Here is a 21,384-nt window from a genome sequence, read left to right as displayed (position 1 = left end):
CCTCGGAGGAGTGGTGTTCCCGATGGCCTCGAAGATTTTGGAGATGCGTGACATCACCAAGACGTTTCCCGGCGTCAAGGCGCTGTCGAATGTCAATCTCAGCGTCGAGGAAGGCGAGATCCACGCCGTGGTCGGCGAGAACGGCGCCGGCAAATCGACGCTGATGAAGGTGCTGTCAGGGGTATACCCATCCGGCACTTATGACGGCCAAATCATCTATCGCGGGGATGAGTGCCATTTCAAAGGCATCCACGATAGCGAGCGCCACGGCATCGTCATCATCCACCAGGAACTCGCGCTGGTGCCGATGCTGTCGATCGCCGAGAACATCTTTCTCGGCAACGAGCGCGCCAGATACGGCATCATCGACTGGAATGCCAACGAGACGCGCACCAGCGCTCTGCTCAAGAAGGTGGGTCTCAAGGAGGATCCCAAGACGCTGATCACCAATATCGGCGTCGGCAAGCAGCAACTGGTCGAGATCGCCAAGGCGCTCAGCAAGGAAGTGCAGCTGCTGATCCTCGACGAACCGACGGCGAGCCTGTCCGAAAAGGACAGCCAGGCGCTGCTTGACCTGCTGCTCGAATTCAAGCGGCAGGGCATCACCTCGATCCTGATCTCGCACAAGCTCAACGAGGTCAACCGGGTCGCCGACAAGGTCACGATCATCCGCGACGGGCGGACCATCGAGACGCTGGTCAAGAAAGACATCCGTGAAGACCGCATCATCACCTCGATGGTCGGCCGCTCGCTCGATAACCGCTTCCCGCCGCGTGAGCCCAAGATCGGCGAGACCGTGCTCGAAGTGAAGAACTGGTCGGTCTATCACCCGATCCATGCCGAGCGGCAGGTGATCAAGGGTATCGATATCGACGTTCGCAAAGGCGAGGTGGTCGGCATTGCGGGGCTGATGGGCGCCGGCCGCACCGAATTCGCGATGAGCCTGTTCGGCCGGTCGTATGGCCGCCACATCACCGGCGAGGTGCGCCTCAAAGGCAAGCCGATCGATATCTCTTCGGTGAGCAAGGCGGTGGAACACGGCATTGCCTACGTCACCGAGGACCGCAAGACCTACGGGCTCAATCTGATCGATCACATCAAGCACAATATCACGCTGGCCAATCTCGGCGGCGTGTCGCGGCATAGCGTCATCGATGATCTGCGCGAGCTCAGCGTTGCCAACGACTATCGCAAGAGGACCAATATCCGCGCCTCGAGCGTCTATCAGATGACCGGCAATCTCTCAGGCGGCAACCAGCAGAAAGTGGTGCTGTCAAAGTGGTTGTTCGCCAATCCGGAAGTGCTGATCCTCGACGAGCCGACGCGCGGCATCGATGTCGGCGCCAAGTACGAAATCTACACCATTATTGCGCGTCTCGCCGCGGAGGGTAAGGCGATCATCGTCATCTCATCGGAAATGCCTGAATTGCTCGGCATCACCGATCGCATCTACGTCATGAACGAAGGGCGCATCGTCGGCGAAATGGCGGCGAGCGACGCCAGCCAGGAAAAGATCATGCGCGCCATCGTTCGCGGAGAAGGAAAAAAAGCATCATGAGTACCGAGAGCGCTCCCGGACCGCAGAGCGGTGTCGCCCAGGACCTACAACAGACACCTCGCGTTGCCGTCTCGGCGCTGGTTACCAATCTGCGCGAATACGGCCTGATCCTGGCGCTGATCGCCATCATGGTGTTCTTCCAGTTCACGACGTCCGGAACGCTGTTCAAGCCGGTGAACCTGAGCAATCTGGTGCAGCAGAACAGCTTCATCATCGTTATGGCGCTGGGCATGCTGCTGGTGATCGTCTCCGGCCATATCGATCTCAGCGTCGGCTCCGTCGCCGGCTTCATCGGCGCGCTGGCGGCGATGATGATGGTCATCTGGCCGCTCGGCCCCTTGAGCAATCCGCTGGTGGTGTCGATCATCTGCCTGATCGTGGGTGGCGCGATCGGCGCCGCTCAAGGCTACTGGATTGCCTATCACCGAATACCGAGCTTCATCGTCACGCTGGCGGGGATGCTGATCTTCCGCGGCATCTGCCAGGCGCTGCTGGGTGGCGGATCTTCCGTGGGACCGCTTCCAGTCGGCTTCAAGGCGCTCAGCTCCGGCTTCATCCCGGACCTGATCGGCCCATTGACGCTGATACCGCCGACCGTGAACGCGGCTGGCAAGACCATAGTCGGCAGCGGCCTGACGCTGCACATTACGACGCTCTTGATCGGCCTCGTCGCCGTGCTCGCCTACGCCTATTTCGGGCTCAGGGCACGGCGCACCCGCGAACGGCATGGCTACGAAGCCGAACCTTTCTCGCTGTTCGTCGTCAAGACCTTGGTGATCAGCGTGCTGGCGCTGTTCCTGGTGTACCAGTTCGCCACCTACAGGGGCCTGCCAATCGTCCTCATGGTGATGGGCGTGCTGATCGCCCTGTTCGTCTTCGCCACCAAACGTATGACAATCGGCCGCCGCATCTACGCGATGGGCGGCAATGCCAAGGCGGCACAGCTTTCGGGCATCAAGACCGAGCGGCTGACGCTGATGGTGTTCATCAATATGGGCGTGCTGTCGGCGCTTGGCGGACTGATCATCGCGGCGCGTCTGGGCCAGGCGGTGCCGGCGGCGGGCCTCGGCAGCGAGCTCGACGTCATTGCCGCCGTGTTCATCGGCGGCGCTTCGGCGATGGGCGGCGTCGGACAAGTCATCGGCGCGGTGGTCGGCGGTTTCATCATGGGCGTCATGAACAACGGCATGTCGATCATGGGTGTCAATGTTGACTGGCAGCAGGTTGTCAAAGGCCTGGTGCTGCTCGGCGCCGTGGTGTTCGACGTCTACAACAAGAACAAGGCTTAGGGGCGAGGGAGCAGGAAGCATACGGGTCACATCGCGGCTGCCGGGCGACGCAAAGAAGTCCCTGACGGACCAGGCCCGCGAGCGCAATCCGGACGAAGAGTTTCACCCGTGGCGCGGATTGGTTCCGAGCCGCGCAGGTTAAGGTTTGCCAAGCGGGCGACCAGGCCAAGGCACTAGAGAGAGGGCATATCATGCTGATTTCCCAGATCCTCGATGACGCGGAGACCATCCGCGTCGTCGCCCGTAACGGCGGCAAGACCCGGATCATCAACGGCGCCCGCAGCGTCTATTCGCTGGCGATGGAGGCTGCGCGCACCGGCACCGGGCTCGCCGCCCTCATCGAGCGCAAGGGATTCGGTGAAGCGGTCGACCTCGACGCCGCCTACAAGAAGGGGCGGCTCCTGTCGCCGATCAACCATCCGGACCCGGCGCATCTCCACCTCACCGGCACCGGGCTGACGCACCTCGGCTCCGCCGCGACCCGCGATTCCATGCACAAGAAGCTCGATACAGACGGCGAAGAGCAGCTCACCGATTCCATGAAGATGTTCCGCATGGGGCTGGAGGGCGGCAAGCCGGCCAAGGGCCAGACGGGCGTGCAGCCGGAATGGTTCTACAAGGGCAACGGCACCATGGCGGTGGCGCCCGGTGCGGCGCTGCTGTCGCCCGCCTTCGCCCAGGATGCCGGCGAGGAGCCAGAGATCGCCGGCATCTACGTCATCGGCGACGACGGCGCACCGTTCCGCGTCGGCTTCACCCTGTCAAACGAGTTTTCCGACCACGTCACCGAGCGCGTGAACTATCTTTTCCTCGCGCATTCCAAGCTGCGCAACGCCTCGTTCGGGCCGGAGATCCTGATCGGCGACCTGCCGTCCGACGTCAGGGGTTCCTCGCGCATCATCCGCGACGGCAAGCTGCTGTGGGAAAAGCCGTTCCTGTCGGGCGAAGCGAACATGTCGCACACCATCGCCAATCTCGAACATCACCACTTCAAGTATTCGGCCTTCCGCCAGCCGGGCGACGTGCATGTGCATATGTTCGGCACGGCGACGCTGTCGTTCGCCGACGGCATCAGGACGGAGGCCGGCGACGTTTTCGAGATCGAGGCCAAGGATTTTGGCCTGCCGCTGCGCAACCCGCTCGAAATCGAACAGCCGATGAAAGTGGCGGTGAAGGCGTTGTAAGAGGGGTGATCTCCCCCTTGAGGGGAGATGTCGCCAAAGGCGACAGAGGGGGTCGTCTCACATAAATCGCCAACGCCGTCGCTGGTGGCGGAACGGCGATGGCACTTTACGCGCAGCGACCCCTATGGCCTGCCGGCCATCTCCCCTCAAGGGGGAGAACGACGCCTCAACCTCAGTAAATATCGAAGTCGAAATACTTGGCCTGGATCTTCTTGTAGGTGCCGTCGGCGACGATGGCGTCTATTGCCGCGTTGAGCTTTTCGCGCAACGCATTGTCTTCCTGGCGCACGGCGATGCCCGCTTCCGTCTCGGTTCCCTTGACGTCGCCGACCATCTTGCAGCAGCCGTCGCTCGACTTCTTCATCCAGTCCATCAGTACGAATTTGTCTGAAAGGACGGCATCGAGGCGGCCGTTCACCAAGTCGGCGACCGCCTCTTCCTGGGTTGGATAGAGTTTCGCCTCCGCGCCGGCCTTGCCGTAGACGTCCTGCGCATAGTCGGCCTGGGTGGTCGAAGCCTGGGCGCCAACTATCTTGCCGGCGAGCGCGGCGGGTTCGGTCGAGGCAATATCGGTGTCCTTCAGGGCCACCAGCGAAAGCGGCGTCGTATAGTATTTGTTGGTGAAGGAGACCTGCTTCTTGCGCTCCTCGGTGATGCTCATCGAGGCGACGATGGCGTCGAACTTTCTGGCCTGAAGCGCCGGAATCATGCCGTCCCAGTCCTGCGTGACAAGTTCGCATTCGACCTTCATCTGCGCGCAAAGCGCCTCGGCGATGTCGATATCGAAGCCGACAAGCTTGCCATCCGCGGTCATGGTGTTGAATGGCGGATAGGCACCCTCGGTGCCGATCTTCAATTTTTCCTGTGCATGCGCCGACAAGGACCCGGCCGATATCACCAGCATGGCAGCTGTTGCTGCTGATGCGATCCATCTTGAAATCTTCATTTTTGTTCCCTTTTCCAGTCACCTTGACGGCCGAGCACAGCCAAGCACGACCCGCAAGGTCAGGCAAGCACGGTTTGATTGTGATGAGCGATCAGCGCGCGGCGCGGAAATGCTTGGACAGTTTCAGGCCCTGTGCCTGATAGTTCGAGCCGAGATCGGTGCCGTAGAGCGCCTGCGGCCGCTTCAGCATATGCTCGTAGACCAGCCGCCCGACGATCTGGCCGTGGTCGAGGATGAACGGCACTTCGTGGCTGCGCACTTCGAGCACCGCCCGGCTGCCGGTACCGCCTGTCGCCGAATGGCCAAAGCCCGGATCGAAGAAACCGGCATAATGGACACGGAACTCGCCGACCAGCGGATCGAAGGGCGTCATCTCGGCGGCGTAGAGCGGCGGTACGTGCACCGCCTCCTGGCTGACGAGGATATAGAATTCGTCCGGATCAAGCACCAATTCGCCGGCGCCGCTCTTATAGAGCGGCTCCCAGAAATCGACGACATCCTGTGCGGCGCGCTTGTCTACATCGACCAGCCCGGTGTGGTGCTTGCCGCGGTAGCCGACCAGGCCGTCCTTGTCGCCATCGAGATCGATCGACAGCGCGATGCCGCCGCCGGAAATGTTGGGCGGCTCTGTGGCGACGAGCGTCTCGGCGCGGTGCAATTCGTGCAACTCGCTCTCGGACAAAAGCGCATTGCCGGTGCGGAACCTGATCTGCGACAGCCGCGAGCCGGCGCGGACGACGATCGGAAAGGTGCGGGGGCTGACTTCCAGATAGAGCGGGCCGTTGTAGCCGGCGGCGATCTTGTCGAACTCGTGGCCGCGATCGGTCATCACGCGAGTGAAGATGTCGAGCCGTCCGGTCGAGCTCTTCGGATTGGCCGAGGCCGAAATGTTTGCCGGAAGCGCCAGGCTTTCGAGCAGCGGCACGATATAGACGCAACCCGTCTCCAGCACCGCACCGTCAGCGAGATTGATTTCGTGCAGCTTCAGCCGGTCGAGCTTTTCAGCGACCCTGTGGTTCGGGCCCGGCAGGAAGGAGGCGCGCACCCGCCAGGCCTTGTCGCCAAGCCTGAGGTCGAGACTGGCCGGCTGGATCTGGTCGGCATCGAGCGCGCGCGGCGACTTCAGCGCGCCCGACTGGAACAGCGCGGAAATATCCTGATCGGGAAGAATGCCTGTCTGCCGCAAAGTCTGACTCCGCTCTGCTGGTACAAACCTCTTAATCAAGCCGGCAATTGACGCAAGCGCGGTGCGGGTCTAAAGGGTCGTTATCCCGTGGTGATTTGGCCGGTCGGCTTGCAGCCACGTTAAACAAGTCGCTAAAGGACCGTCGGGCCGCAAGGCCGTATGGACCGGTTGCGACTTTCGCGGCCGGTTTTTTTGTGTCTGGAACAAAAGCGATGAGCACCAAGAAGCGTAACTGGAAGCCTCAAACGGCACTCGTGCATGGCGGAACGCTGCGTTCCGGCTTCGGCGAAACCTCGGAGGCGATGTATCTCACCCAAGGCTATGTCTACGAGACGGCGCAAGCGGCGGAAGCGCGCTTCAAGGGCGAGGAACCGGGCTTCATCTATTCGCGCTACGCCAATCCGACGGTCGACATGTTCGAAAAGCGCATGTGTGCGCTGGAAGGCGCCGAAGATGCCCGCGCCACCGCATCCGGCATGGCGGCGGTGACGGCGGCGTTGCTGTGCAGCGCCAGGGCCGGCGACCATATCGTGGCGGCGCGCGCGCTGTTCGGCTCCTGCCGCTGGGTGATCGAGACGCTGGCGCCGAGGTACGGCATCGAGGCGACGCTGGTCGACGGCACCGACATCGCCAATTGGGAAAAGGCGGTCAGGCCCAACACCAAGCTGTTCTTCCTGGAAAGCCCGACCAATCCGACGCTGGAAGTCGTCGACATCGCAGCTGTCGCCTCGCTTGCCAATTCGATCGGCGCGCGGCTGATCGTCGACAACGTCTTCGCCACGCCCTTGCAGCAGAAGCCGTTGCAGCTCGGCGCCCATATCGTCGTCTATTCGGCGACCAAGCACATCGACGGCCAGGGGCGCTGCCTTGGCGGCATCATCCTGTCGGATAAGAATTGGATCGACGAGAACCTGCACGACTATTTCCGTCACACCGGCCCCAGCCTCTCGCCCTTCAATGCCTGGACGCTGCTGAAGGGCCTGGAAACGCTGCCGCTGCGCGTGCGCCAGCAGACGGAAAGTGCCGGCCGGATAGCGAACTTCCTCGCCGAGCGGCCGGAGATTGCCCGTGTCATCTATCCCGGCCGCGACGATCACCCGCAGGCGGCCGTCGTCAAGAGGCAGATGTCGGGCGGCTCGACGCTGATCTGCCTCGATGTCCAGGGCGGCAAGCAGGCGGCTTTCGCCTTCCAGAACGCGCTGGATATCGTGCTGATCTCCAACAATCTCGGCGACGCCAAGAGCCTGATCACTCATCCGGCGACGACGACGCACAAGAACCTCAGCGATGAGGCGCGCGCCGAACTTGGCATCGGACCAGGCACGCTCAGGCTGTCCGTCGGCCTGGAAGACACCGACGACCTGCTCGAGGACATCGAGCGGGCATTGAAAGCCGCCAGATAGGGATAAGCGGCCGTCTCGCCTGATCGGCGGCGCCATTCAGGCGCCTGACGGCGTCTCTTCCAGCTCCGCAACGGCCTTGGTAGGAATGGTCATCGTGTTGCCGCGCCAGTCGACGGCGCCGCCGAGCCAGCCACGCGCCCATATCGCCGGCAGGATCAAGTCTCGCATAATCATTGCCGGGATCATGCGCAGCGACAGGTGCCAGCCCTTGTCCGAGGCCAGGGCGCATTCCGGGAGATAGGCAGCCACCAGCACGGCAAGGGCGGTTGCCGGCAAGCTGAAGCCGGCGCCGGCCGCCGCAACCAGCGCAAACACCAGCGGCGGCATCGCTCCGACCAGGATTTCGGGCGCGAAGAACAGCGGAAAGGTGACGCGGCGCAGGCGCGCCCAGCGGGCCTGGCGCGACCAGATCTCGCTAAATGTGCGCAAACCGAGCGGCTGCTCGAAGGGCGAGGCGACAAGATTGACGCGCAGCCCGAGCCCATTGACCAGCTTGGTCGCAGCGGCATCCTCGGCAATCTCGGCGGCAAGCGCGCGGATACCGCCATTGGCGTCGAGCAAGGGCTTGTTCCACAACATGCTCTTGCCCTGGGCGAAACCGAGGCCGAGCGCCTCCCCGGCATATTGCCAGCGCGCCTGCAGCGTGTTGAGGAAAGCGCATTCGACCTCCGCCCAGAACCCGTCCGGCCGCGAACCGATCGGCGTCGAGCAGACAAGGCCGGTGTCCGGCTGCCATGCGGCCATCAGATGCTGAACATAGTCCTTCGGCATCAGGACGTTGGAATCGGCAAGAACGACCCATTTGTGACGCGCCGCTTGCCAGCCCTTGACGCAATTGTTGAGTTTCGGATTGCCGCTGATGCGATCATCGCCTACGAGCAACCGTGCCGGCACGGCTGGAAAACGGGCGATGGCCTTGGTGATCAGGTCGACCACCGGATCGTCGGCATGGGCGACGCAGAAGATGAGTTCATAACGCGGCCAGTTGAGCGAAAAGGCGCGCGCAAGCGTTTCTTCGGTGAACGGCTCGACCCCGCGCGACGGCACGACGATCGACACGGGCGGCGCCTTGCCGGTAGGCGGCGCGACCTTGCCTGGCCGCTTCAGCTTCAGCGAGGCGAGCAGGATGCTGGCGAGATTTGAAATAAGCAGGGCTGTCGAAAGCAGGGCGGCTGTGACTGTCAGTTCCATCGATATCTGGTCACTCCGGAAAGACCGGCCGCATGATGGCCGTCTTCAGCAGTTCGGCAGAATGCTGAGTCGCCCGGCTCTGCACACCATCATTGTCATGTGTCACTTAAATGACATTGTTCTTCGGCACCTGCCCTTGAGGTCGGGCAACGACGGGAAGCACCCCGTTGACCAAGCCACGGAGAGCGTCGAAAGTCCCGTTCGTATTGCTTTGGAGTAGCCCATGTATAGCGCCGTTACGCGCAACATCGAAGTGCAGGTCAGGCCGTTCTATCTGGAGGATCGCTCGGAACCGTCGGAGAACCGTTACGTCTGGGGCTACCAGGTGACGATCGACAACCAGTCGGACGAATTCGTGCAGTTGATGTCACGCTACTGGCACATCACCGACGGCACCGGCCGGGTCGAGGAAGTGCGCGGCGCCGGCGTTGTCGGCGACCAGCCCGAACTCAACCCCGGCGACAGCTATCAATATACGTCCGGCTGCCCGCTCTCGACGCCGTCCGGCATCATGGTCGGCCACTACACGATGCGCAACAAGCGGGGTGAGATGTTCGACATCGCCATCCCCGCCTTTTCGCTGGACCTGCCAGGCACGCGGCGCACGGTGAACTGACGCTCGTTATTGAGCCGCTGCAAACTCCGCCGGGTCGAAGTCATATTGCTTCGAGCAGAATTCGCAGGCGACGTGAATGCCGCCATCCTCGGTGCTGTCGCTGATCTCCTCGGCGGAAAAGCCTTCGAGGATGCCGCGGATCTTCTCCCTGGAGCATGAGCACTGGTCGGCGACCGGAACGCCGCCGAAGACGCGAACACCTTGCTCATGGAACAGCCGGTAAAGCAGCCGCTCGGCGCCAATCGTCGGGTCGATCAGTTCGGTCGGCTCGATGGTGCCAAGCAACGCCAGCAGTTCCTGCCAGGAATTGTCGGCCGGATCGTGGATCTCCTCGCGTGGATCCCCGTCGCCGCCCGGAAGATCGGGCACACGCGTACGCTCCGGCGATTGCGGCAGGAATTGCGCCAGGATGCCGCCGGCGCGCCACTGCTCGCGAGCGCCGCCGGCGCCAGGTGTCAACAGCTTGGCCACCGAAAGCCTGAGATCGGTCGGAATCTGTTCCGACTGGCGGAAATAGGTGCGCGCGGCCTCCTCCAGCGTCTCGCCATCGAGCTGGACGATGCCCTGATAGCGCTGCGTGTGGGCGCCCTGGTCGATGGTCAGCGCCAGGACGCCACTGCCGAGCAGCGTCTGCTGCGACGTCTCGCCGGCAGCAGTCAAGGCCCCAAGCCGGTCGGCGTCGAAGCGCGCATAGGCGCGCAGCGCATGCGGCGTGGAAAAATCCGCGACCAGCATGTCGACCGGCCCGTCGGTGCGGGTCTGCAGGATGAACTTGCCCTCGAACTTGAGCGAGGTGCCAAGCAGCACCGTCAGCACGCAGGCTCCCGCGAGGAGGCGGGCGACCGGTTCGGGATAGTCGTGGCGGCTGAGGATCGCATCGAGCATCGGCCCGAGTTGGACAGTACGGCCGCGCACGTCGAGCGGGCCGACCTCGAAGGGCACGACGTGATCGTCGCCGGCGTAGCCGAATTCGCCAAGTTTGGGTTGATGTTCAGCCAACTGATGAGTTTCCAACATGACAAAGCTCCGGGGCGCGGCCATGCCGCCCTCCGGGGCGCATGCGTCGAAACGCGCTCGATTTGCGTGATGCGCCTGAGATAGGCATCACGCGTTGCCGGATCAAGGTTGCCCGGATCAAGCGCCCAGACACCAGGCCAGAACTGCCTTCTGGGCGTGGAGCCGGTTCTCGGCTTCGTCGAACACCACCGAATGCGGCCCGTCGATGACCTCGTCGGTGACCTCCTCGCCGCGATGCGCCGGCAGGCAGTGCATGAACAATGCGTCCGGCTTTGCCTTCGCCATCAGCGCCGCATTGACCTGGTAGGGCAAGAAGACGTTGTGGCCGCGGGCACGGTGTTCCTGGCCCATCGACACCCAGCAGTCGGTGACGACGCAATCGGCCTCGTGAACGGCCTCCTCGGGCGAGCGGGTGAAGTTCAACTTGCCGCCATGCGTCTTCGACCAGTCGACATGCTTCTGTGCCGGCTCGCTGCCTTCCGGCACCGCCACATTCAGATTGAACCGAAATCGTGCCGAGGCTTCCAGCAGGGAATGCAGCACATTGTTGCCGTCACCGGTCCAGGCGATGGTCTTGCCGGCAACCGGACCGCGATGCTCCTCGAAGGTCATGATGTCGGCCATCAGCTGGCAGGGATGGGTATCGTCTGTCAGCCCATTGATGACGGGAACGGTGGCGTTCTCGGTCAGTTCCAGCAACCGGTCATGCGATGTGGTGCGGATCATGATCGCATCGACATAGCGCGACAGCACCTTGGCCGTGTCGGCGATGGTTTCGGAGCGGCCGAGCTGCATCTCGGTGCCTGTCAGCATGATGGTCTCGCCGCCGAGCTGGCGCATGCCGACGTCGAAGGACACACGCGTGCGCGTCGACGGCTTGTCGAAGATCATCGCCAGCACCTTGCCTTCGAGCGGTTTTGTCCGCTCGCCAGCCTTGAGCCTCGCCTTTCGCACGACCGCATCGTCCAGCATGAAGCGCAGATCGCCCTCGGAAACGGCGGAAAGATCGGTGAAATGGCGAAGGTTCATCAGGGCTGGTTCCAGGATTACTTCGCGGCAGCCGCGGCGATGGCATCGGCCAAGCCCCGGGCGCCGGCGCGGATGCGGTCGAGCGCCTCATGGATCTCGGCGTCGGTGACGGTGAGCGGAGGCAGCAGGCGAATGACGTTGTCGCCGGCCGGAACCGCCAGCAGATGCTGGTCGCGCAACGCCGCGTTCACCTTGGTGTTGGGCATGACGCATTTCAGGCCGAGCATCAGGCCGGTGCCCCTGATGTCTCCGATGACATCAGGAAATTCGTCGGCGATACCCGCCAGCCCCTGCTTCAGCAACAACGCCTTGCGCTGGACATCCTGCAGGAAACCCTCTTCCAGCACCACATCGAGCACAGCGTTGCCGACCGCCATCGCCAGCGGATTGCCGCCGAAAGTGGTGCCGTGCACGCCAGCGGTCATGCCGGCGGCCGCCTCGCCGGTGGCGAGGCAGGCACCCATCGGGAAGCCGCCGCCGATACCCTTGGCGATAGCCATGATGTCGGGTGTGACGCCAGCCCATTCATGCGCGAACAGCTTGCCGGTGCGGCCGATGCCGCACTGGACCTCGTCGTAGATCAGGAGCAGGCCATGCTGCTCGCAGAGCTGCCTCAACCGCTTCAGCGACTGCGTCGGCACCGGGCGGATACCGCCCTCACCCTGCACCGGCTCGATCAGGATCGCGGCGGTTTCGGGCGTTATCGCCTTTTCGGCGGCGTCGATGTCGTCGAAACCGACCTGGTCGAAGCCTTCGACCTTGGGCCCGAAGCCTTCCAGGTATTTAGGCTGGCCGCCAGCGGCGATGGTCGCCAGCGTGCGGCCATGGAAGGCGCCTTCGAAGGTGATGATGCGAAAGCGCTCGGGATGGCCCTTGACGAAGTGGTAGCGCCGCGCCGTCTTGATGGCGCATTCCAGCGCCTCGGCGCCGGAATTGGTGAAGAACACCTTGTCGGCGAAGGTGGCGTCGGCCAGCCGCTCGCCCAGCCGGCTCTGCTCTGGAATCTCGTAGAGGTTGGAAACATGCCAGAGCTTGGCAGCCTGTTCAGTGAGCGCCGCGACCAGGTGCGGATGGCTGTGGCCCAGCGAATTCACGGCGATGCCGCCAGCGAAATCGAGATATCGCTCGCCCTTGTCGGTGAAGAGCCAAGTGCCTTCCCCATGGTCGAAGACCAGAGGTGCGCGGGCAAAGGTCTCGTAAAGCGCCGAACCGCTCATTATATGCGTCTCCGGAACCGGAAAATCAAAAAGCCGCCAAAGCGGCGGCCTTTGCGGCTTATCGTGTTTTTCGGCCATGAAGTCAACGAAAACGTCGCGCAAGGACGCGCGGCAAGCCCTCCAGCGAGGCGCCGGCTCATAAGCGACCGGGCAAGTTGGGGAAAACCGAAAAAACCGATTCGTGTTGGCCCTCGGACTCTTGTCACCGAGTCAGCGCATAAGGTATTTGTAGTCGAGAAATAACTAGATTTCGTGCGGCGGACCTAATCACCCGATATATGTGGTGTCTGCCCGGCGGAAGCCGGATCGTGGAAGGATTCCGATCGCCGCATGTTTCAGCAGGAGCGCGGTCTCATGAATTGGACTGACGAGCGGGTCGAACTTCTTAGAAAATTGTGGTCGGAGGGGCTGAGCGCCAGCCAGATCGCCGCACAGCTCGGGGGTGTCAGTCGCAATGCGGTCATCGGCAAGGTGCATCGGCTGAAGCTGTCGGGCCGCGGACGCTCGACCGCCGCGCCAGCACGCCAGAAGAAGAGCGTACAGGGATCGAGCGTTCAGAAATCGGTGTCGCGGGCGGCAAGCACTGCGCGGCACATCACCACGTCGATCGGTGCGACCGCGCTGCAGGCGCAATTCAACGCCGAACCGGTGGCACGTCATTACATCCGTCCGGTCGAGAACGTCGTCGTGCCGATCTCGCGGCATCTGCAACTCGTCGAGTTGACCGAGCGGACATGCAAATGGCCGAATGGCGACCCGCTTTCGGAAGACTTCCATTTCTGCGGCAACGACGCGGCCGAAACCGGACCCTATTGCAAGTACCACGCCCGCATCGCGTTCCAGCCCGCTTCGGAGCGGCGCCGCAACAGGTGAGCGAATAGCGAATGGCTCGATCCCCTGTGCATGAGGAGCAAGGCCGTTCTTGTCCTATTCGCTACTCCCTATTCGCTCATTTTCACAGCCAGCCGCTCCTGCGGAAGCGCCAGTAGAGAAACGTGCAGACCAAAATAATCGCCGCCAGTACGATCGGATAGCCATATTCCATCCTCAGCTCCGGCATGTCGCTGAAATTCATACCGTAGATGCCGGCGAGCGCCGTTGGCACCGCCAGGATGGCAGCCCATGAGGCGAGCTTCTTGGTGATCGCCGTTTCCTGGCTCTGGCCAACCAGAAGGCTCGCCTCGAAGGCAAAGGCGAGAACCTCCCGCAAGCTGTCGATCTTTTCCTGGACAGTGCGGATGTGGTCGGTGACGTCGCGGAACAGCGGGTGCATGGCTGTATGGATCTGCGGCAGGTCGGCGCTGGTCAGCCGGCGGCAGACTTCCACCAGCGGCAGCGCTGCATTGCGCAGGCGTAAGAGATCGCGGCGCAGCATGTAAAGCCGTTCTATATCGGAGCCGGTCATCGGCTTCAGCAGAATCTTGTCCTCGATCGCCTCGACCTCATCCTCGATCTGCTCGAGCACCGGCATGTAGTTGTCGACGATGAAATCGAGAATGGCATAGAGGACGAAATCCTCGCCCTTGGCCAGCGAATGCGGGCAGCTTTCCCAGTGCTGACGGACGGCGGCATAAGAAGTCGATGGGCCGTGCCTGACGCTGACGATGTAGCCGGCACCGACGAACAGATGGGTCTCGCCGAAGGTGACACGACCATCGATCAGTTGAGCCGTGCGGGCAACGATGAACAAGGCGTCGCCATATTGCTCGATCTTAGGCCGCTGATGCGGATGCTCGGCATCCTCGATCGCCAGATCGTGCAGGTTGAATTGCGCCTGAACGCGAAGCAACAGGTTGCGGTCGGGCTCCAGCAGGCCGATCCAGACGACATGGCCTGGCTTCTTGGCCCATTCGCCAGCCTCCTCGATCGGAATGTCGGCGATACGCCGGCCGGCCGTGTAGACGCTGGAAGCGATGATGCTGGACGTCGGCGGCGCGGGCTTGAACGCCCGAACATATTCCATCGCAGCCTCCTGAAAGCATGGCCTTCATCGAGGAATTGAGAAGCTTAACGTCCGGATAGTTTAGCGCAATTTCATGAAGCGTTCGAGGGGCAGAGCGAGATGAACCCGGACTACTTCGCGGGTAGCGCTCCAGGGACAACAATCTTGTCAGTCTTGTCGCCCTTCGGCCGCTCGGCCGGCATCTGGTCGCCGGTGACGATGTAGTAGATCGTCTCGGCGATGTTGGTGGCGTGGTCACCGATCCGCTCGATGTTCTTGGCGCAAAACAGCAGGTGCGTGCAAGGCGTGATGTTGCGCGGATCTTCCATCATGTAGGTCAGCAACTCGCGAAACAGCGAGGTGTACACGGCGTCGATCTGGTCGTCGCGATCACGTACGAAGCCGATCTTTTCCACCGAGCGCGACGCGTAGACGTCGAGGACTTCCTTAAGCTGCGTCAACGCCAGGTCGGCCAGGGCCTCGATGCCGCGGAACAGGCTGGTCGGCTGGCGCCCTTCTATGACGGCAACCACGCGCTTGGCGACATTCTTGCCGAGGTCGCCGACCCGTTCGAGATCCGCCGAGATGCGGATCGCGCCGACGATCTCGCGCAGATCCGTCGCCATCGGCTGGCGCTTGGCGATGATGACGATTGCCTTGTCATCGATCTCGCGCTGCCCCTCGTCCAGAACGAGATCGTCACGGATGACCTTCTGGGCAAGGCCGGGGTCGGCGTTGACCAGGGCCGCGATCGCTTGTTCGACCATGCGTTCGGCATGCCCGCCCATCGCTGCGATGCGCTTAGACAGATACTTCAACTCCTCGTCATAGGCGCTGACGATGTGCACGGATTGCATGGAAATGCCTTCCCCGGGGTCTTTTGATCCTGAGTCGTCTCCTCGAATCCCCGCTGATACGCTAGCCGGATGACAGAAAAAAGAAAAAGCCGGTTAATAGATAGTGCGGCGTCAGTGCGCCGGCAAATGAACCGTGAAAGCTGCCCCCTTGCCGACCTCCGACTTGATCGAGAGCCTGGCGTTGTGGCGCGTCAGGATATGCTTGACGATCGACAAGCCAAGGCCAGTGCCTTTCTGGGTCCGGCTGTTTTCGACATCGATGCGGTAGAAGCGTTCGGTGATGCGCGGGATGTGTTCCTCGGGAATGCCGGGGCCGAAGTCCCGGATGGTAACGTCGATGCCCGGTTCGGGACCGTCGTCGCTGTGGGTAATCGTCACCATGACACGTCCACCCGACTGTCCATATTTGCAGGCGTTTTCCAGCAGATTCTCGAAAACCTGGAAAAGCTCGTCGCGATCCCCGGGCACGTCGAGCGGTCCTTCCGCGAAATCGCGCTCGATGGCGACGCCGTTCTCCCTGGCAAGAGGTCCGAGCGAATCGATTACGCTGTCGAGGATCTGGCGGAGATCGACCTTGGTTCCCGGCTTCAGGTAGGGCTTCATCTCCAGCCGCGACAGCGACAGCAGGTCATCGATCAGGCGTGCCATGCGGCCGGTCTGGTTCTGCATGATCTGCAGGAACTGCTCGCGCGCCCCCGGGTCGTTTCGGGCCGGGCCGCGCAGCGTCTCGATGAAGCCGGAGATCGAAGCGAGCGGGGTGCGCAGTTCATGGCTGGCATTGGCGATGAAATCGGCGCGCATCCGGTCGATCCGGCGCGCCTCGCTCTGGTCCTTGAAGACCAGCACATAGAGGTCGGTGCCGTGGCCGACCGAAGACGCACTCACCCGATAGGCCCGCTCGACCGGCAGCTTTTCAGTATAGTCGACGACATCCGAAGCGGCTGCCCCCGACAAAATACTGTCCAGCAAGGCCTGCATTTCGGGCGCACGGAATTTCAGCGACAGCGACATGCCCGGCGCGATGCCGCCGAAGGCGGCGAAGGCGGCGGCGTTGGCATGGACGAGCGTGGCGGTGCGATCGAAGATGATCAGCGGATCGGCAACGGCCGCCGCCAGATATTCTCCAGACAGGTGTTGCAGCCCGTCCGCCTCGATCGCCGCGGCATCGTCGGCCGATTGGCGCGCAACGCCGGCTGGCGGCATCGCGGCGGCAAGCAGCAGCACGGCACATGCCAGGAGCACCACATAGCCGGACATATCTGCGAAAACATAGACCATCAGGACCGCGACGATGGCGGCCGCCAGCAGCCAGCGGCTGTTCCACAGCCGGATGGCGACGGCTTGCACCGTGCTTCGCTGTCCTGCGCCCATGTCAGCCATTGTCAACCATTCGCGCGCCGCGCCTCCGCCCTCAGTCGGCCGGCCTGTTGGAAACTTCCCGCTGGACCGGCGCCAGAGCGCCGTACGTCCAATTGGGCGCACAAAGGACGCTCTACCACTTTCAATCTGCTGCATCGTGCTTTCCGAAAATCGATTCCGATTTTCGGGCCGATGCAGTAAGGCTCCCAATAGCATGAGTCCTAGAGCTGGAAAGGTTCGTCTCGATGAAAAACCCTAGGGAAAATGCCGCCGCGCCCGTTGCAGGTCCGCTGAAGGTCCGGATCGACGGCAAGGAGTTCACCTTCGACATCGAGGATCCCAAGCTTCCGGACTGGGTCGACAAGAACAAGCTGACCGCCGGCGGCTACCCCTACGACAAGAAAATGAAAAGCGACGAGTATGACGAGACGCTCGAGCGGCTGCAGATCGAACTGGTCAAGGCGCAGGCGTGGCTGCAGTCGACGGGCGAGCGGGTAATGTCGCTGTTCGAAGGACGTGATGCCGCCGGCAAGGGCGGCACGATCTTCGTGCTGCGCCAGTACATGAACCCTCGGACGGCGCGCAACGTGGCGCTGACCAAGCCGACACCGACTGAGACAGGACAATGGTATTTCCAGCGCTATGTCGCGCACTTTCCGACATCCGGCGAGTTCGTCACTTTCGACCGCTCCTGGTACAATCGCGCCGGCGTCGAGCCGGTCATGGGTTTCTGCACGCCCGAACAGCACGAGAAATTCCTGGACGAGACGCCGTATTTCGAACGGATGATCTGCAACGAGGGCATCCATTTCTTCAAGTTCTGGCTGAACATCGGCCAGGAAACGCAGCTCGAACGATTTCACGATCGCCGTCACAGCCCATTGAAGAGCTGGAAATTCTCGCCGATCGACATTGCAGGCATCACGAAATGGGACGACTACACCAAGGCTCGCGATCTCATGATCGAGCGCACGCACAAGGAGTGCGCGCCCTGGACTATCGTGCGGGCCAACGACAAGCGGCGCGCGCGGCTGGCCGTCATACAGCGCATCCTGTTGTCGCTTCCCTATGAGGGCCGCGATCTCGACGTCATCGGCAAGGAAGACAAGAAGATCATCGGGGAAGGGCCTTCGTTCCTGGGAACACGGGCCTGAAGCACTGCCGCGCGCCGGAAGGGACGCGCGGCACGATTGCGGATGCTGTCATCCTTCCGGATGACTTCTCATGCCGCCAGCCGGGCAATCCGCTGCAGCCGCCGCAGCGTGGTGTCGTCCTGCAAGGCCTGCTGAAACAGCGAAATCTCCTGGTCGATGCGATCGCAGAGCGCGCCTGTGTCGCCCTTGAGCAGGTCGCGCGTCTGCAGCAGTGCGGCGGCCGGCTTCTTGGCCAGTTGCCTGGCTCTGCCAAGTGCCGCTTCCTCGACACTGCCCTCCACAATGATCTCCGTGACCAGTCCAAGCATCCTGGCGTCCTCGGCACTGAGCGTGTCGCCCAGGCAGAAGAAGCGGAAAGCGCCGGCATAACCGAGTTTCTGCGGCGCCAGGATGCTGGTCGCCGCGTCCGGCACCAGGCCGAAATCGACGAACGGCACCCGGAACGTGCTTTCATGAGATGCGATCACCATGTCGCAATGGAACAGGATGGTGCAGCCGACACCGACCGCGTCGCCATCGACACAGGCAAGGACCGGTTTTGGAAACGTCGCCAGCGTGCGGAACATGTCGGTGACGGCGGCAATCAGTCGTTGATGCTTGGTTGCATCGAGGAACTCGGAAAAGTCGCCGCCGAGGCAGAAGCAGCCGGCGAGGCCGCGCAGCACCACGACGCGTACGTCGTCGTCTACGGCGGCTTCATGGAAGGTCTTGGCCAGGCTTTCATAGGCCCGCCTGTCCAGCACCGGCCGGCCGTCATCGGACGAAACCGTGACGATCAGCGTATGGTTGCGGAATTCTGTTTGCGTATGGACGTTCATGACTGCCTCCAATCTCACGAGGCCCGCCTCAGTCCGAGCCTGTCGGGATATCCCCTGGCCAGAACCGAAGCGAAATAGTTGCGACGCGAACGCACCACCTGCAATGTGTGCTCGTTGAAGGTGAGCAGCGTGGCGACGACCTGCTGGTTGCCATAAGTGCGCTGGTAGCCAAGCGGCTTCGCCAGGAAGTGCAACTGCAGTGCCCGCAGGACCCACATCGGCTCGAACTCGATAATCACCTGATTGACGTTCCGGCTCAGCCCCCACTCGACGAAACCGGCAATGAGCTCTGTGCCGACCGTCGATACGCCGCGCTTGCCGTCACGAAAGCCCGGCGCCACGGCATAGCGGGTCAGTTCCCAGACGTTCGGCCCGGAGGGCGGCGTCCCTTCAAAGAGGTCCGCCAGCACTTCGGTCAGAAGATGCGGCCGCGTTGTCGGCAACATCCTCTGATAGCCGGCGAGTTCGCCGTTGCGGATGACGATCTGATGTACCGCCTCATCGTGATCGAACTGATCGATCTCGAGGCCATCGGGGCGCTGCAGATCGCTCCACCCCATCTCCTCGACGAAGATCTTGTAGCGCAAACGATGAACGGCCTCCCAAAGGTCGGGACGTTCCATCAATTCCTGTGTGGTAAGGGAAAAAAGCATTAGCCGTCTCCTGGGTTCAAGAGGAAGATACGGCCGGGCTTTCCCGAGAAAATTACGTGATCACGTAGGCAAGAATTTCTAGGCCGGCGCGGCCGAGCTAGCTAATATAGCCGCGCCTTATCGCTTCCGCGACTGCTTGAACCCGGTTGACGGCACCGAGTTTGCCTTTGGCGTTAAGAAGGTGTTTCTCGGACGTGTGTTCCGAGATGCCGAGGATTTGCGAAATCTCCCATTCGGACTTGCCGACGGCGGCCCATTGCAGGCATTCGCGCTCGCGTGGCGTCAACTCGATGTGATCGATGGTCTTGTCCGCCATCGTATGGAGCTGCATGGCGCGGCCGATCGCGTAGGTCGATACCAGCGACACCTGCCCGAACTCGGCTTCCGACAGTTCCACAGCCTCGCCACCCAGCGACACCATGACGATCTGACCATCGAGCGTGACCAACGGGAAGGCCATGCCGTCGCGCAGTTTGAATTCGCTAGCGTCGCCCATCACCTCGCCGCTGCTCTTGTCGACGCGAATGCCCTGAGACGCTTCCCGCCACTGGAACGGCGCCTGCAGCTGCTTCATGTGGCTGACGACGGGGTCATGGTCGACATAGTTGCGCGCCACATAGCGCTCCAGCCATTCTCCTGGCCAGTCGCAAAGCAGCACATGGTCCTTTTGCTGGCCTTGCGGCGTGCCTGGTTGCGGGACAGTTCCCGCCATCAGTGCCGTCAGGCCGAAACTCGACGTGACGCCAAGCAGTTTCTCGCAGACCGCGGCTGCCGTGTTGGCGTGCTGCAGCTGGTCTATGAATTCCAGAGTGCGATCGAACTGACTCATCGCAACATCAACCCCATGTTGCCTTCCGCATTGAGTTCAACGGTCCAGTGCTGACCTGCACTTTACCGTCGACCTGGATTGCAAATCTGCCTCCGTGTTTGCAGTGCCCGTCGGCTGCCCCTCCAGCCAGCCCCGCTCAGTCATTTGCAAGCTCCGACTAACCATATCCCTAAATCGACGTGATGAAATCAAAAACCGTTGTGCCTATGTCATTTTCGTACCAAAAGCCAATCTCGACGGAACAGGACGGAGCTTGATCTTGGCAATTCGGTGGATATCCATCGTCTTGGCGCTGGTAATGACGGGAGTACAGTCGCTCTCCGGCGTTGCGCTCGCCGCGGAGCCGCAAGTGCCGTTGCTGTGGGACGCCAAGGAGCGGCTGCCGAAGCCTGATCTTGCCGCGCTGCCGCGTCTGAGATTCCTGACCACCACCGATTTCCCACCGTTCAATTTCCTCGACGAGGCAGGCAGGTTATCCGGATTCCATGTCGATCTGGCGCGCGCGATCTGTGCCGAACTCGGCATCGCGGCAAAATGCCAGATCCAGGCGCTGCCCTGGGCCGAGCTCGAAGGGGCGTTGCAGAAGGGCGAAGGCGAAGCGATTATTGCCGGCATCGCTGCCACACAGGAGTCGCGGTCGAAATATGCCTTCTCACGCTCCTACCTGCAGTTTCCGGCGCGCTTCATCATGCCGAAGACAAAGGCGCTCACGGAACCGATCTTCGACAGACTGCGCGGCAAGCGCATCGGCGTGGTCGCCGGCTCCGCGCATGAGCGGATGCTGCGCGATTATTTCGGCGCCGTTCAGGTCATCCCCTTCGACCGGCCGGAAGCGCTCTACGATGACCTCAAGGCCGGCAAGGTCGACGCCGCCTTCGGCGACGGCATGCGCTTCGCCTTCTGGCTGGGTGGTTCGGATGCCGCAGCCTGCTGCCGCTTTGCCGGCGGCCCCTATCTGGCGCCCGAATATCTGGGCTCGGGCATGGCCATCGCCACCAGGGCCGACGATCCAGCGCTGGCCGCGGCATTCGACTATGCGCTGCAGGAGATTTCGGTGAAAGGCATCTTCACCGAATTCTATCTGCGCTATTTCCCGGTCAGTTTTTTCTGATCCGGTCCGGTCAGTTTTTTCTGAT

Annotated in this window: 20 protein-coding genes and 1 riboswitch; of the genes, 8 read left to right on the top strand and 12 right to left on the bottom strand. The window is 62.2% G+C overall.

Going from position 1 to position 21,384, the window contains the following annotated elements; all coding sequences use genetic code 11:
* The first annotated feature begins 22 nt into the window (after nucleotides 1-22).
* The 3 genes from mmsA to araD1 all read left to right on the top strand — a co-directional run bounded on the left by mmsA (nucleotide 23) and on the right by araD1 (nucleotide 4,031).
* On the top strand, nucleotides 23-1,558 hold the full coding sequence (gene mmsA, locus EJ066_RS11435; RefSeq protein ID WP_126037867.1) for a multiple monosaccharide ABC transporter ATP-binding protein: 1,536 nt from the start codon (nucleotides 23-25) through the stop codon (nucleotides 1,556-1,558).
* Entirely contained in the window at nucleotides 1,555-2,847 is a 1,293-nt protein-coding gene (mmsB, locus tag EJ066_RS11430) for a multiple monosaccharide ABC transporter permease (protein WP_126037864.1), read from the top strand. The genes mmsA and mmsB overlap by 4 nt, the downstream gene beginning before the upstream one ends.
* A gap of 191 nt (nucleotides 2,848-3,038) precedes the next feature.
* Entirely contained in the window at nucleotides 3,039-4,031 is a 993-nt protein-coding gene (araD1, locus tag EJ066_RS11425; protein ID WP_126037861.1) for an AraD1 family protein, read from the top strand.
* A gap of 172 nt (nucleotides 4,032-4,203) precedes the next feature.
* On the opposite strand, the gene EJ066_RS11420 is transcribed toward araD1, so the two are convergent.
* Both EJ066_RS11420 and EJ066_RS11415 read right to left on the bottom strand, forming a co-directional pair.
* A complete protein-coding gene (locus tag EJ066_RS11420; RefSeq protein WP_126037858.1) occupies nucleotides 4,204-4,977 on the bottom strand; it encodes an ABC transporter substrate-binding protein in 774 nt (257 codons plus the stop codon).
* A gap of 91 nt (nucleotides 4,978-5,068) precedes the next feature.
* Nucleotides 5,069-6,163, bottom strand: a complete 1,095-nt coding sequence (locus EJ066_RS11415; protein WP_126037855.1) for a 2'-deoxycytidine 5'-triphosphate deaminase — start codon at nucleotides 6,161-6,163, stop codon at nucleotides 5,069-5,071.
* A 77-nt stretch (nucleotides 6,164-6,240) separates the two neighbouring features.
* A riboswitch (SAM riboswitch) is annotated at nucleotides 6,241-6,318 on the top strand.
* Nucleotides 6,319-6,375: 57 nt separating this feature from the next.
* Between EJ066_RS11415 and EJ066_RS11410 the strand changes: the two genes are divergently transcribed.
* A complete protein-coding gene (locus EJ066_RS11410; RefSeq protein ID WP_126037851.1) occupies nucleotides 6,376-7,566 on the top strand; it encodes an O-succinylhomoserine sulfhydrylase in 1,191 nt (396 codons plus the stop codon).
* Between the two features lie 36 nt (nucleotides 7,567-7,602).
* Here the strand turns inward: EJ066_RS11410 and EJ066_RS11405 are convergent, their stop codons facing one another.
* The gene (locus tag EJ066_RS11405) at nucleotides 7,603-8,757 is read right to left on the bottom strand and encodes a ceramide glucosyltransferase (protein WP_126037847.1); all 1,155 of its coding nucleotides are present in this window, start codon (nucleotides 8,755-8,757) and stop codon (nucleotides 7,603-7,605) included.
* Between the two features lie 223 nt (nucleotides 8,758-8,980).
* Here EJ066_RS11405 and apaG point away from each other — a divergent pair, with 223 nt between their 5' ends.
* Nucleotides 8,981-9,373 (top strand): Co2+/Mg2+ efflux protein ApaG, encoded by a 393-nt coding sequence (gene apaG / locus EJ066_RS11400; RefSeq protein ID WP_126037844.1) that lies wholly within the window; start codon nucleotides 8,981-8,983, stop codon nucleotides 9,371-9,373.
* Nucleotides 9,374-9,379: 6 nt separating this feature from the next.
* Here apaG and EJ066_RS11395 read toward each other — a convergent pair whose 3' ends face one another.
* From EJ066_RS11395 to EJ066_RS11385, 3 genes are all read right to left on the bottom strand, one after another.
* Nucleotides 9,380-10,414 carry an Hsp33 family molecular chaperone gene (locus EJ066_RS11395; RefSeq protein ID WP_126037841.1) on the bottom strand — a complete coding sequence of 345 codons (1,035 nt, stop codon included), beginning with the start codon at nucleotides 10,412-10,414 and terminating at the stop codon, nucleotides 9,380-9,382.
* A 93-nt stretch (nucleotides 10,415-10,507) separates the two neighbouring features.
* On the bottom strand, nucleotides 10,508-11,419 hold the full coding sequence (argF, locus tag EJ066_RS11390) for an ornithine carbamoyltransferase (protein WP_126037837.1): 912 nt from the start codon (nucleotides 11,417-11,419) through the stop codon (nucleotides 10,508-10,510).
* A gap of 17 nt (nucleotides 11,420-11,436) precedes the next feature.
* Complete coding sequence (locus EJ066_RS11385) at nucleotides 11,437-12,636, bottom strand: aspartate aminotransferase family protein (protein WP_126037834.1); 1,200 nt, start codon at nucleotides 12,634-12,636, stop codon at nucleotides 11,437-11,439.
* 354 nt (nucleotides 12,637-12,990) lie between these two features.
* Here EJ066_RS11385 and EJ066_RS11380 point away from each other — a divergent pair, with 354 nt between their 5' ends.
* Nucleotides 12,991-13,509: a GcrA family cell cycle regulator gene (locus EJ066_RS11380; protein ID WP_126037832.1), complete on the top strand. Its 519-nt coding sequence runs from the start codon at nucleotides 12,991-12,993 to the stop codon at nucleotides 13,507-13,509.
* 82 nt (nucleotides 13,510-13,591) lie between these two features.
* Here EJ066_RS11380 and EJ066_RS11375 read toward each other — a convergent pair whose 3' ends face one another.
* The 3 genes from EJ066_RS11375 to EJ066_RS11365 form a co-directional block, all read right to left on the bottom strand.
* The gene (locus EJ066_RS11375) at nucleotides 13,592-14,599 is read right to left on the bottom strand and encodes a magnesium and cobalt transport protein CorA (protein WP_126037830.1); all 1,008 of its coding nucleotides are present in this window, start codon (nucleotides 14,597-14,599) and stop codon (nucleotides 13,592-13,594) included.
* A gap of 110 nt (nucleotides 14,600-14,709) precedes the next feature.
* Nucleotides 14,710-15,435 carry a phosphate signaling complex protein PhoU gene (gene phoU, locus EJ066_RS11370; RefSeq protein WP_126037827.1) on the bottom strand — a complete coding sequence of 242 codons (726 nt, stop codon included), beginning with the start codon at nucleotides 15,433-15,435 and terminating at the stop codon, nucleotides 14,710-14,712.
* Nucleotides 15,436-15,546: 111 nt separating this feature from the next.
* A complete protein-coding gene (locus tag EJ066_RS11365; RefSeq protein WP_126037824.1) occupies nucleotides 15,547-16,815 on the bottom strand; it encodes an ATP-binding protein in 1,269 nt (422 codons plus the stop codon).
* 224 nt (nucleotides 16,816-17,039) lie between these two features.
* On the opposite strand from EJ066_RS11365, the gene ppk2 reads away from it, so the two are divergent.
* The gene (gene ppk2, locus EJ066_RS11360; RefSeq protein WP_126037822.1) at nucleotides 17,040-17,948 is read left to right on the top strand and encodes a polyphosphate kinase 2; all 909 of its coding nucleotides are present in this window, start codon (nucleotides 17,040-17,042) and stop codon (nucleotides 17,946-17,948) included.
* A gap of 68 nt (nucleotides 17,949-18,016) precedes the next feature.
* Here the strand turns inward: ppk2 and EJ066_RS11355 are convergent, their stop codons facing one another.
* The 3 genes from EJ066_RS11355 to EJ066_RS11345 all read right to left on the bottom strand — a co-directional run bounded on the left by EJ066_RS11355 (nucleotide 18,017) and on the right by EJ066_RS11345 (nucleotide 20,248).
* Nucleotides 18,017-18,766, bottom strand: a complete 750-nt coding sequence (locus EJ066_RS11355) for an enoyl-CoA hydratase-related protein (RefSeq protein ID WP_126037819.1) — start codon at nucleotides 18,764-18,766, stop codon at nucleotides 18,017-18,019.
* Nucleotides 18,767-18,780: 14 nt separating this feature from the next.
* Nucleotides 18,781-19,419: an acyl-homoserine-lactone synthase gene (locus tag EJ066_RS11350; protein ID WP_126037816.1), complete on the bottom strand. Its 639-nt coding sequence runs from the start codon at nucleotides 19,417-19,419 to the stop codon at nucleotides 18,781-18,783.
* A 97-nt stretch (nucleotides 19,420-19,516) separates the two neighbouring features.
* A complete protein-coding gene (locus EJ066_RS11345) occupies nucleotides 19,517-20,248 on the bottom strand; it encodes a LuxR family transcriptional regulator (protein ID WP_126037813.1) in 732 nt (243 codons plus the stop codon).
* A gap of 298 nt (nucleotides 20,249-20,546) precedes the next feature.
* On the opposite strand from EJ066_RS11345, the gene EJ066_RS11340 reads away from it, so the two are divergent.
* On the top strand, nucleotides 20,547-21,359 hold the full coding sequence (locus tag EJ066_RS11340; protein WP_189644476.1) for a transporter substrate-binding domain-containing protein: 813 nt from the start codon (nucleotides 20,547-20,549) through the stop codon (nucleotides 21,357-21,359).
* Nucleotides 21,360-21,384: the final 25 nt, after the last annotated feature.

This window comes from Mesorhizobium sp. M9A.F.Ca.ET.002.03.1.2, from assembly GCF_003952365.1.
GTDB lineage: Bacteria > Pseudomonadota > Alphaproteobacteria > Rhizobiales > Rhizobiaceae > Mesorhizobium.
Note: the sequence above shows the minus strand (reverse complement) of the source record. Positions and strands in the feature narration are given on the sequence as shown.

Coding starts and splice junctions, on each gene's coding strand:
- mmsA (WP_126037867.1), top strand. CDS start 23: ATGGCCTCGAAGATTTTGGAGATGCGTGACATCACCAAGACGTTTCCC.
- mmsB (WP_126037864.1), top strand. CDS start 1,555: ATGAGTACCGAGAGCGCTCCCGGACCGCAGAGCGGTGTCGCCCAGGAC.
- araD1 (WP_126037861.1), top strand. CDS start 3,039: ATGCTGATTTCCCAGATCCTCGATGACGCGGAGACCATCCGCGTCGTC.
- EJ066_RS11420 (WP_126037858.1), bottom strand. CDS start 4,977: ATGAAGATTTCAAGATGGATCGCATCAGCAGCAACAGCTGCCATGCTG.
- EJ066_RS11410 (WP_126037851.1), top strand. CDS start 6,376: ATGAGCACCAAGAAGCGTAACTGGAAGCCTCAAACGGCACTCGTGCAT.
- EJ066_RS11405 (WP_126037847.1), bottom strand. CDS start 8,757: ATGGAACTGACAGTCACAGCCGCCCTGCTTTCGACAGCCCTGCTTATT.
- apaG (WP_126037844.1), top strand. CDS start 8,981: ATGTATAGCGCCGTTACGCGCAACATCGAAGTGCAGGTCAGGCCGTTC.
- EJ066_RS11395 (WP_126037841.1), bottom strand. CDS start 10,414: ATGGCCGCGCCCCGGAGCTTTGTCATGTTGGAAACTCATCAGTTGGCT.
- argF (WP_126037837.1), bottom strand. CDS start 11,419: ATGAACCTTCGCCATTTCACCGATCTTTCCGCCGTTTCCGAGGGCGAT.
- EJ066_RS11385 (WP_126037834.1), bottom strand. CDS start 12,636: ATGAGCGGTTCGGCGCTTTACGAGACCTTTGCCCGCGCACCTCTGGTC.
- EJ066_RS11380 (WP_126037832.1), top strand. CDS start 12,991: ATGAATTGGACTGACGAGCGGGTCGAACTTCTTAGAAAATTGTGGTCG.
- EJ066_RS11375 (WP_126037830.1), bottom strand. CDS start 14,599: ATGGAATATGTTCGGGCGTTCAAGCCCGCGCCGCCGACGTCCAGCATC.
- phoU (WP_126037827.1), bottom strand. CDS start 15,435: ATGCAATCCGTGCACATCGTCAGCGCCTATGACGAGGAGTTGAAGTAT.
- EJ066_RS11365 (WP_126037824.1), bottom strand. CDS start 16,815: ATGGCTGACATGGGCGCAGGACAGCGAAGCACGGTGCAAGCCGTCGCC.
- ppk2 (WP_126037822.1), top strand. CDS start 17,040: ATGAAAAACCCTAGGGAAAATGCCGCCGCGCCCGTTGCAGGTCCGCTG.
- EJ066_RS11355 (WP_126037819.1), bottom strand. CDS start 18,766: ATGAACGTCCATACGCAAACAGAATTCCGCAACCATACGCTGATCGTC.
- EJ066_RS11350 (WP_126037816.1), bottom strand. CDS start 19,419: ATGCTTTTTTCCCTTACCACACAGGAATTGATGGAACGTCCCGACCTT.
- EJ066_RS11345 (WP_126037813.1), bottom strand. CDS start 20,248: ATGAGTCAGTTCGATCGCACTCTGGAATTCATAGACCAGCTGCAGCAC.
- EJ066_RS11340 (WP_189644476.1), top strand. CDS start 20,547: ATGACGGGAGTACAGTCGCTCTCCGGCGTTGCGCTCGCCGCGGAGCCG.